The sequence below is a fragment of the Syntrophales bacterium genome (assembly GCA_023229765.1).
GTDB lineage: Bacteria > Desulfobacterota > Syntrophia > Syntrophales > UBA5619 > DYTH01.
Window position 1 is genome coordinate 1 of sequence record JALNYO010000021.1, and the last position, 11,055, is coordinate 11,055.

Annotated in this window: 4 protein-coding genes; all 4 read left to right on the plus strand. The window is 55.1% G+C overall.

Features of this window, described 5'->3' with window-relative positions; translation table 11 throughout:
* The first annotated feature begins 27 nt into the window (after window positions 1-27).
* The gene (locus M0P74_11630) at window positions 28-5,670 is read left to right on the plus strand and encodes a hypothetical protein (GenBank protein ID MCK9364230.1); all 5,643 of its coding nucleotides are present in this window, start codon (window positions 28-30) and stop codon (window positions 5,668-5,670) included.
* Window positions 5,671-5,763: 93 nt separating this feature from the next.
* On the plus strand, window positions 5,764-8,253 hold the full coding sequence (locus M0P74_11635) for a BNR repeat-containing protein (GenBank protein MCK9364231.1): 2,490 nt from the start codon (window positions 5,764-5,766) through the stop codon (window positions 8,251-8,253).
* Window positions 8,254-8,314: 61 nt separating this feature from the next.
* The gene (locus M0P74_11640) at window positions 8,315-8,938 is read left to right on the plus strand and encodes a DUF1566 domain-containing protein (protein MCK9364232.1); all 624 of its coding nucleotides are present in this window, start codon (window positions 8,315-8,317) and stop codon (window positions 8,936-8,938) included.
* Window positions 8,939-8,975: 37 nt separating this feature from the next.
* The gene (locus tag M0P74_11645) at window positions 8,976-10,433 is read left to right on the plus strand and encodes a DUF1566 domain-containing protein (protein MCK9364233.1); all 1,458 of its coding nucleotides are present in this window, start codon (window positions 8,976-8,978) and stop codon (window positions 10,431-10,433) included.
* The last annotated feature ends 622 nt before the right edge of the window (window positions 10,434-11,055 follow it).

An 11,055-nucleotide genomic window follows, 5' to 3' on the forward strand; every position in this document is an offset into this window, starting at 1 on the left:
CCGATCAGCGTGACGGCGGGCGGCGCGGTGACGGCGACAGACGTCGAAGCTACGAACGGGGCGATCAACATTGCCGCGGGCGGTAAAGTAACAGCGACAAACGTAGTTTCCGGGACGGATGCGGAAGCCAACGACATCACGCTTCAGGGTACGACGATCGAAGCGGGGGCCATCAACGCCGGTACGTCCGGGGATGTTTTCTTGACGGCGACGACGGGCGCGATTACCGATCGGGATGGCAAGATCACGGCGGAGCAGGTGACGGCGTCGGCGGCAGGTGCGATGACGCTCGATACGACGGCTGCGGAGATTCTGAGTGCGGCGACGAGTGCGGCTGGCGCCATTACGATCACCGAGACGGACGGGCTCATCCTGACGAACGTGACTGCGAGTAACGGCTCGATCAGCGTGACGGCGGGCGGCGCGGTGACGGCGACGAATGTAGTCTCTGCTACGGATGCTGATGAGAACGACATCACGATTCAGGGTACGGCGATTGCTGCAGGTGAGATCAATGCCGGTTTGACCGGGGATGTATCTCTTAGCGCGACGGCAGGCGCGATTACGGATATCGAAGGCAAGGTCACCGCGGATCAGATTACCATATCTTCGGTGAGCGGGATTGCGCTTGATACGACAGCAACGGGCGGACTCACTTTGATAACGTCAGTGGCTGGTCCGATTACAATTGCGACGGCAGACGGGATAGTTCTGACGAACGTGATTTCGGCAGACGGCCCGATCAGTGTGACGGCGGGTGGCGTAGTGACGGCGATTAACGTTGTTTCTGCGACGGACAAGGCTGGCAACGACATCACGATTCAGGGTACGACAGTCGAGGCGGGGGTGATCAACGCCGGTTCGACCGGTGATGTTTTTCTGACTGCGACAACCGGGGCGATCACGGATCTTACCGGCAAGATTACGGCTGATAAGATCACAGCCGCGGCGGCGGGCGCGATGACGCTCGATACGACGGCGACGGAGATTCTGAGTGCGACGACGAGTGCCGCGGGCGCCATTACGATCACGGAGACGGACGATATAATTCTGACGAACGTGACTTCGAGTAATGGTCCGATCAGTGTAACTGCCGGTGGTGCGGTTACGGCGACGAATGTTGTTTCGACGACGAATAATGATGCCAACGACATTACGATCCAGGGTGCGACGATTGGGGCAGGCATAATTACTGCCGGTGCAATTGGTGATGTTTTCCTGACGGCGACGGCGGGCGCGATCACCGATTTAGACGGCAAGATCACGGCGGAGCAGATCACTGCCTCGGCGGCGGGGGCGATGACGCTCGATACGACGGCGGCGGAGATTCTGAGTGCGACGACGTCGGCCGCGGGCGCCATTACGATCACGGAGACAGACGGGATTATTCTGACAAATGTGATTTCGGCAGACGGCCCGATCGATGTGGCGGCAGGCGGCACGATAACGGCGACTGATCTGCAGAGCGGAAATAATGGCAATCTAACGCTTACAGCCGTTAGCGGCGACGTCCTTGTCAACCTGGTTACTGCCGGCAGCGGTACGGCAACCATTGCGGCGGCCGGGGCGATCGACGAAACAGGCGGCGATGCTGCTTCCGACATAAATGCGGCAACGATTGATCTTAATGCTTCCACCGGCATTGGTTCTGCAGGGCCTATCGAACTGTCAGGAAGAACGCTGACGGCGGATACAGGGGCAGGGGCGATAAGTCTTGCCAATACTCCCGATGGATCGGTGACGGTGCAAAGTCTGACGACTGGGAATGCCTCTCATATCACATACCAGCAGACAGGCCAGAATCTGACGCTTGCGGGTTCGGTTAGCTCGGCGGGCGGCAGCATTTTGATCGAACGTCCGGTGAATCTGGCGGTCAATGCGGATGTAGAGACGATCGGGACGGGGATGATCATGTTCCGGGCGTCCGGTGATATCGCTCAGGCTGCCGGCGTGACTGTCAGTACGGAGCAGGGCTCCTTGATCTTCTCCGGTTCTGCAGAGGGCGCCGAGGCGGCAGGTTTTGTCATGAGGGATGACAGTACAGTTTCCTCCACCAGTGCGGGAACGATTACGATCCGGGCGAACCGAATCGCCATAGACAATGTGACGACTTCTGGCAATGTGGTTCTTGATGCGAACGGGGCGGCCGGCGACATCAGAACGATTACCGCGGCAGTTGATGGCGCGGCGACGGCTGGTCTGATTGCGGCAAACAAGCTGACTATGGGCGTAGCGGCAGGAGACAAGATCGCCGTGGCGACTAATGTTGCCTCGGTGGATTCGACGAATGGCGCAACGGTCACGATCAACGAAGCCGACGATTTGATCGTCAACACCATAGTAACGGATGCAGGTGGGGCATTGAACCTGACGGCGGCCGGGAACATTACGGAAAACGGCGATGCCACGGCGGATATCACTGCGGGTTCTGCCAATCTGATTGCAACAACGGCAGGCAGGATTGACGTTGATACGAACGTGACGACGCTGGCGTTTTCAGCCGCCGGCGCCGTGGTTAAGGTGGACGAGGTTGCAGCCGGCGGCGGGATTGCGGTGTCCGGAACAGCGGCAGGCGCGGTGGATATTGCAACGACGGACGGCAGTGTGACGGTGAACGCGGCAGGGATCGCCGGTCAGGGAGTAACCTTGACGGCGGCTGAAGCGCTTGCGGCGACGGTTGCCGATATTACGATCGGCGGCCCGGTGAATGCCGGCGTCGGGCTTCTGGCATTGACGGCGGCGGATGGCATCGCGCAAACTGCGGGCGGGACGCTAACGACTCTGGGCAACGTCCAGTTGACGGCGACGGCGGGGAGCATCGCCGGCAACGACAATCTGATCAAAACGCCGGCGCTTGCGGCTTCGGCCCACGGCAGTATTGCCGTTGACACGATGGTGGAGACTCTCGAAGCGACGGCGGCGACCGGATCGGTGAATATCGACGAGGCGGACGATATTCTCTTGAAAACAGTGAACGCGGCGGGCGGCGTAGATATAACACTTGCCAAGGGCTCGCTTACGGCAGGCGCTGTGACTGGCGGAGCGGCGATTGAGTTCAGCCTGAACGGCGCGGCGCCGGCCAATGTTCTTGACGATGGCGACCTCGCAACGGTTATTTCCGGCACGGCGCTTACTATTGACAACGACAGCGGCGCGGGCAATTTGCCGGTGAACGGCGTCGTTACTGTGCAAACCAGCGTCGCCGCGGCTGATATCCAGGCGACCGGCGATGTACGGATCAAGGAAGCGGACAGCATCATCCTGACCCGCGTAAAGGGAGCGAATGCCTATATTGAGAACGCCGGCAATGGCAATATAACCATTACAAGCATCAATGCGCCGGGCCTGGTTTCAATCAACTCCGACGGCGCCATCGACAATGGCACGATCACGGCGCCGCAGGTTGCCTTGGAGGCGGATACGGGAATCGGAGCGGCGGCCAGGGTCAATTTGGGAAGCTCCGCCGGCACACTTCTGGGAGCAAATACCGTTTCCGGAAATGTCGTGATTGATGCGGCAGGCGGCGGTTTGACGGTTGGGGTTGCAGGCGGCATTGCTGGTGTGAAGACCGAGGCGGGGAACATCAGGTTAGATGCTGGAAATCTGACGGTTAATTCCGCGCTTACGGCTGCCGCGAGTGGAAATATTGCTGTCAGAGCTTCCGGTTCGCTAATTCAATCGGCCGCGGGTGACCTTAGCAGCAATGGCGGCGACATAGACGCAGAATCGCTTAATGGTTCGATCACTATGGCGGATGGAGCGTTGAGCCGGAGCTCCGGCGGCAATATCCGTTACCGGGCCTCCCAGAATATTTTAGTAGGTGGTTTGGATGCGGGCGCCGGGGATGTGAGCGTTGTCTCGGCCAACGGATTGATTCTCGACGCGGGAGATTTGCATAAGGATATGAAAGCCGCTGGCTTGAGAATGGCGGCGGCCATCGGCATAGGGACAACTGCGAATCCTTTGGATATTGAGGTGAATACGGTCGCCGCTTCGTCCGGCAGCGGGGGAATTAATCTAACCGATGCAGACACGATTGAGGTGGGAACGGTAGGCCCCGTTACCGTCCTTGTTCTCCAACAGGACGGCGTCCTCGCGCCGGTAACGGATGCTGCGCTCACCGGTCTTAATGCAACCGACGGCGGTTCGGTGGTGCAGCGGGTGCTGGATGGAAACATCATCGTGAATGCGCCCATCAGCACAACAGGCGCTGGAGAAATAACGCTTCAAGCAAAGGATATTGCCATAAATTCAGCGCTTCAATCAGACAGCATCTCCTCCATGACCAAGGATGGGGCAACATTCTCCTGGCCCGCAGTAAGCGGCGCCATAAAGTATTATCTGGAAATCACCCAAAACGGCACAATCTTTGAGGCGCTTTGGGTTGAGGAAACCAGTTGGACGCCTGCCTATGAATTGCCCCCCGGCAGCTACAGTTGGACTGTTCGACCCCTTACTGACAACGGACTGGGCGCAGCTTCCGATCCGGCGCTCTTTGAGATTGTTCCGAGAATCCAGGCATTTTCTCCTGCCGGAACAGTATCCGGAAGCGGTCTTGAGTTTGCATGGACGGCTGACAGCGGCGCCACTCGCTATCAGCTTATAATCGATAAGGATGGAGCGCCTTTTACCCAGCAGTGGGTTGATGGGCTGACAAAGTGGACGCCCGGCATATCTTTTGCCTCCGGCAGTTATCAGTGGACGGTCCAACCCTGGAGTCCGGCAGGCTTCGGCCTTAAGTCGGATCCCTCCCAGTTTACCGTTCTCGGGGTGGTGGGGGAAGCGCCGTCTGCTTTTGCGCCAGTGGGGATTTTAACCAGCGGAGCAGGCATCACGTTTAGCTGGGCTCCGATTACAGGGGTAAGCTGGTACAGGGTGACAATATTGAAGGATGGGGCGAATTTTGCCAGTCAATATGTTAATGGGGCCAATACATGGACGCCGGGATTCGTTTTTGCCGCCGGCGCCTACTCCTGGACGGTGCAGTCATGGAGTCCCGCCGGATACGGCAAGCTATCTGATTCATTGTCATTCAGCATTACTTCCGCGATATTGCCGCAGGCAAGTGCAGTAGAAATAACGGATGATCCCGGGCAAAACAGGGCGCCTGCAACTGTCCCGACAGCAAGCGATGCGAATGCTGATCGTCTGGAGGTGATTCTCGCAGTGGGCGATGCAGTAGCGACAGTCCAGTCGAGCGCGGTAAAAGCTTTTTCTGTGGATATAAATATTCCGACCCCGGCCATTTGGGATGGCACGCTTTTGAAAACGATATGCCTGCCGGCGGATGTTTCCGGGGAGACCCTGGATGAAAAGTTTAGAGAGGAATCTGCAAATGATTCCCGGAGCTGGGATATCGGTGCGACGGTGGTTTTACCGCAGGCTGAGGATGCTCATGATTCTGAATTAATGCAGTTGGGAGTTGCCGCGGGTGTCTCATCTGCACAAAACCAAGGCGAAGGGGTGGCGGCTGCCTATGAACAAAATAATGAAGAAAGCCTTTTTGATTCAAGTTGGATAAGCGAGGGCGACTCAGGCAGGATAAGCGCCCAAGGCGGGTATATCGTCCCGATGGAGATTGTCGTCGGCCCGATGGCTGCTAATCGCATGTCGAGTTCAGTCGTCTCGCAAGAGAACCCCCATGCCCGTGTCGGGCACAACGAAGCATGAAAATCTCCCCTTACCCCCCTTTGGTAAAGGGGGGCTGGGGGGATTTTCATGCAAGGATAATAAAGAGTCATTAGTTGAGATAAAGGAGGTTTTGTGGATATTCAGCGATGGTGTAAATGCCGTTTCTTAATGATGATCTTCGCGCTTGCCCCTGTTTTCATTCTTTCCCAGGCGATAGCGGTTTATGCCGGACCATGGAGCATTCGGACAATAGATGCACCCAGGCAGTTCAAAAATCTTACATCGAGATCCATCTTGATCGACAACGGGCAGCCGCATATCGCCTATGGACAGGATCATCTTTATCATGCTTGGTATGACGGGAAAGAATGGCGTAAGGAAATCGTGGATTCTTCGCCAAAGGTTGGAGAGTATGCGAGCATCGCCGTTGACGCCGGCCATAGGTTGCATGTCAGTTATTACGATTCCATAAACGGGCGCTTGAAGTATGCGACCAGGGCAGCATCGTCCGGCGCCGTATGGAGCAGTGAGACGGTCGGTGATACAAGCGGCAATAACGTCGGGCTGTACAGTTCAATCGCCGTGGATGGCGCCGGGAAGGTTCATATCAGCTACTATGACCTGGATAATGGCGATCTGAAATATGCGAGCCGAGCGTCCGGCGCCGCCTCCTGGAGCGTGCAGCGGGTGGATGAGGATGGGAACGTGGGCCAGTACAGCTCCATTGCTGTTGAGGGCGGCGGCAATGTTCATATCAGCTATTATGATGCAACCTCAAATCGCCAGGATTTGAAGTATGCGACAAATGTAACCGGCGTCTGGGTAAAATCCACCCCTGACAGTGCTGGAAATGTGGGTCAGTACAGCGTCCTTGCTGTTGACGCCGCCGGGAAGGTTCATATCAGTTATTATGATTCAAGTAACGGTTATCTGAAATTTATCGCAGGAAAATCGGCTGTCTGGGGAGCGTCCGAGATCGTGGACAGTGTCGGAAATGTTGGCAAGTTCGCCTCTCTTGCCCTTTCGGTCAATCTAAAGGGAGAATCGATTGCCCATATCGCTTATTACGACAGCACCGGCGCCAGTTTGAGATACGCCACCAACACAACGGGCCTTTGGGTCGTTGATTCAACGCTGGACAGCGGCGGCGACGTTGGGAAATACGCTTCTCTTGCGCTGTCGGTTGATAAGGACGGAAATCCAGTAGTGCACATAAGTTATTTTGACGCTACCTTTAACAATTTGAAATATATCTCCAATTCAAATCTTGCCTGGGTTTCTTCAACCATCGATACCGCCGGGGACGCCGGCAGGTACAGCTCGCTGGCGGTTGATAAAAAAGGAAGGCTGCACATCGGCTACTATGACCTCCTTGCCCGGAAACTGAAATACGCGACCAACGAATCGGGCGTCTGGCTGGAGTCCATTGTGCCCGATAGCGGCGACGTTGGCCGGTATGCTTCATTGGCCGTTGACGCAAACGGCTTTGTTCATATCAGCTATTATGATTTGGATAACAAGGATCTTCGTTATGCCACCAATGCCTCGGGGGCTTGGGCTTTCGCCTTGGTGGATGGCGCCGGCGACGTGGGAAGCTATACGTCGCTGAAAATAGATTCGTTGGGCATGATTCATATCAGCTATTACGATGCCTCCCAGGGCGCCCTGAAACATGCGACTAATGCTTCGGGCGTCTGGGTTCCCGAGACGGTGGATGATCCGGTTGCGAATGATGTCGGATGGTACAACTCCCTTGCTCTCGACGAGAACGACAAGCTGCATATCAGCTATTACGATGTAACGGATAGAAACCTGAAATACGCAAACAATGTCTCCGGGAGCTGGGATGTTTCCACAACCGTTGATGCGGCGGACGATGTCGGAAAATATTCTTCGCTTGCCATCGACGGGAAGGGAAAACTTCATATCGGTTACTATGATGAGACTAATGGACGTCTGAAATATGCCACGAACGCAACCGGCGCCTGGGTAAGCGAGATCGCCGACGGCGCCGGCTTTGTTGGTTCCTTCACTTCTTTGGCCCTGGACCGGTCAGACAAGGTTCATATCGGCTATCAGGATGCAATCGGCGGTGATTTGAAATACGCGACGAATGTCTCCGGTTCGTGGAAGACATCCATTGTTGACGATGCCGGCGATGTGGGGGGCTATGCCTCGCTTGCCGTCGAGGGTTCCGGGGCGGTGCATATCAGCTATTACGATGCTGAAAACGGCGATTTGAAGTATGCGGCGAAATACGTCCCGGGCGAAGGCGGCGGCGGTGGTTGTTTCATCGCCACGGCTGCCTACGGATCATATATGGAACCCCATGTGCTGATTTTAAGACAGTTCCGGGATGTCATTCTGCTGCCGAGCGATCTGGGACGCAGGTTCGTCAACGCCTACTATCGTTATTCCCCGCCTTTGGCCGCATTTATAGCCAGCCACGAGACGCTGAGATTCATCGCCAGGATGTTCCTTTTGCCTTTGGTGGCGGCCAGCTATATGCTGCTTAGTCACGGCCTGGCAGCAACCTTCGCGCTGATTTTTATTTTTACCCTGGCGTTGCTGGTAATTTTCCGTTTTGTTCGGAGGAAAAATGTTTTTCCTCTAAGCGATTGATTGGGCTGATGTTTGCCTCATCGCTGTCTAATGCGAAGCCGCGGTGCAGAGAGGTTATGAGATGAGCGGGGTAAAGGGTTTTTGGCTGCGGGTGTTTCTCTTGGCTCTGTGGGCGCTTAATCCTCTGCAGGCAGCGCTCGTTAGTGCAGGCCCGGTGCAGTTGCCGCAGACGGGTCAGCAGTTGTGCTGGAATGCGGAGGGCGCCGTAATTTCCTGTTCCGGCTCCGGGCAGGATGGGGATTTAAAGAGTGGGGCGCCTTGGTCGGCCTCGCGGTTTACGGAGCAGGGGCAGACGATAACGGATACCCTGACGGGTTTGATGTGGACGAAGGATGCCAATGCCCCCGGCGCCGCTGTTTGCGCAATAGGCGTTCCCAAAACTTGGCAGGGTGCCATTATCCATGTAAAGTGTCTTAATGACTCATCATTTCTTGGTTATAACGACTGGCGCTTGCCCAATGTCAGGGAACTGAGAAGTCTGATTAATTACGGTCAGGCCACCCCCTCGTCCTGGCTGGAAATCTCTCCCGGTTTTGCCAATGTCCAGGAAGGCTACTATTGGTCGTCCAGCAGTTTTGCCCTATCACTGAAAAATGCCTGGTCTGTGGGTTTCTGGGCGGGTGGTGTGGAAGTCAAGGATAAATCCGATAACCTCTATATATGGCCCGTGCGCGCCGGACGTTAGAAATTTTCTGTTATCGGGTAATAAAGGGTCCGCTGATATGAGAGGCAGTGCCTTTACATTGATGTTTTTATGCCTGCTGGGTCTATCCGGCGTTGTTAATGCCGGGTCTGTGCAGATGCCCCAAACGGGGCAGCAAACCTGCTGGAATACCGTAGGTTTGGAGATCGCCTGTCCGAACTCCGGCCAGGATGGGGAGTTAAAAAAGGGGGAACCCTGGCCGACGCCGCGGTTTGCGGACCAGGGGCAAGCAATTACAGACAATCTGACTAATCTGATTTGGACAAAGGATGCCAATACCCCCGGCCCGGCTGCCTGCGAAGCTGGCTTGGCCAAGACCTGGCAAGGGGCGCTGGACCATGTAAAGTGCCTTAATTCATATGCTTACATTGGATACAACGACTGGCGGCTGCCCAACGTCAATGAACTGGAAAGCCTAACCAATTACGAAATCAATTACGCTGGGGACTCCGATAGCGTTCTGTCTGTTTCCGAGTGGTTGGAGTTAATGGGGCAGGGATTTGCGAATGTTCAGCCCTACTCCTACTGGTCGTCCAGCAGCGAGGCGGACGCGCCCGGCTTCGCTTGGGTGATCAATATGTATGCCGGCTATCTGCAATCCGCCCCAAAACTGGATATGGGCGGCTATGTCTGGCCGGTTCGCACCGCCCAGACCCCGGATCTGGCCCTGCTCGGAATGACTGTACAAACGGCAGGCCCGTTTAAAAGGCTAATCACGCTGGAGGTTATCAACAGCGGAACGGCTCCGGCCACAGGGGTGTCGGTGGACTTTTATCGCGATGGCGCGGAGGGGATTCTTTTGCATCGGGAGACGATTGCTTCACTTGACGTCCAGGAGGTGCGCAGCGTCGTATATGAGTGGGACGTAACGGGAATTCCTGTTTCAGAAGAGGGCCTGCTGACTGCGTATGGAGTGATAAACAGGGAGCAGACCGTTCCGGAAAAGACGCATCTAAACAACAGCGCGGCGCTTAAACTTGCCGGGGCATTCCCCGCTATCGTTGCTTTCCCCTCCATCCCCGACGGCGCTGCAGCCATAGCAACCAGACCCATTTTTAACTGGGGGGCCGCCAGCGGCGCTTCCGTTTATGACCTCTATCTGTGGAAGGAGGGCGAAGCAAGGCCGGCAGCGCCGATCTTCGCGGGTTTAAGCGCCGGCGGCATCAAAATCCGGACGGAGCTTGCCGTTTCTTCGCTTTACCACTGGCAGGTTGTTGCCAGAAATATTTCCGGACAAACTGAAGGCCCATTATGGAGTTTTACCACGAGAGCTTCCATTCTCGGAGACATCAACGGCGACGGGCAGGTCACTCTGGCCGATGCGGTTCTGTCTCTATCGGCGCAAATACGCGTAGTCATGAGTAAAGATGCCATCAGAAGCGATTATTCGACATCCGGAGTGGATGTCACCGGCAACGGGAAAATTGGTTTGGGCGAGACGATTTATATCCTGCAGGAAGTGACGGAAATCCGTTAACCCGGCAAGGCCACCATTTTTTTAAAATATTTTTCACCGGAGGTAATTGCAAAACGCTTTGTCATGCCCGAATGCTTCTGTCGGGCATCCATGATTTCAAACACTTGCAAACTGGATTATGAACATTAAACTTCGTTTTCCCGCCCAGAAGCGTCGCGGGAGCTTTGAATTTCTCCCGAAATGTTGTTAATTGTCATTCCCGTGAAAACGGGAATATGGTCTTTTCGGGAACTTATAGATTATGAACACTAAGCTTCGCTTTCCCGCCTGCGCGGGAATGACAAAAGGGTATAGATTTTCAAAGCTCTCGTTGCGGGAATGACAAGAATGAGGAGTTTTGCAATTGGCGCTTTTTTAAAAAGATTGTGACATAGATCACAATTAATGCATTTTTTTCCTTGCATTTTTAAAAAAGCTTCAGTAATCTGCACCCCAATGCTGACATTCGGCATTGTTCAAAGAACCTTGAAGGTGCAGTTCAAAAAGCGTTCACAGGTTAATTCTTTTTAAATTACTTATTTTTTGACAAGATACGTCGTTGAACCATTCAGGATGAGCTCGGGACATTCGCAGTGCTGTATCTCGGGTTTATTGCTTCTGGCCAGCTTGGAGATCTCCGGCA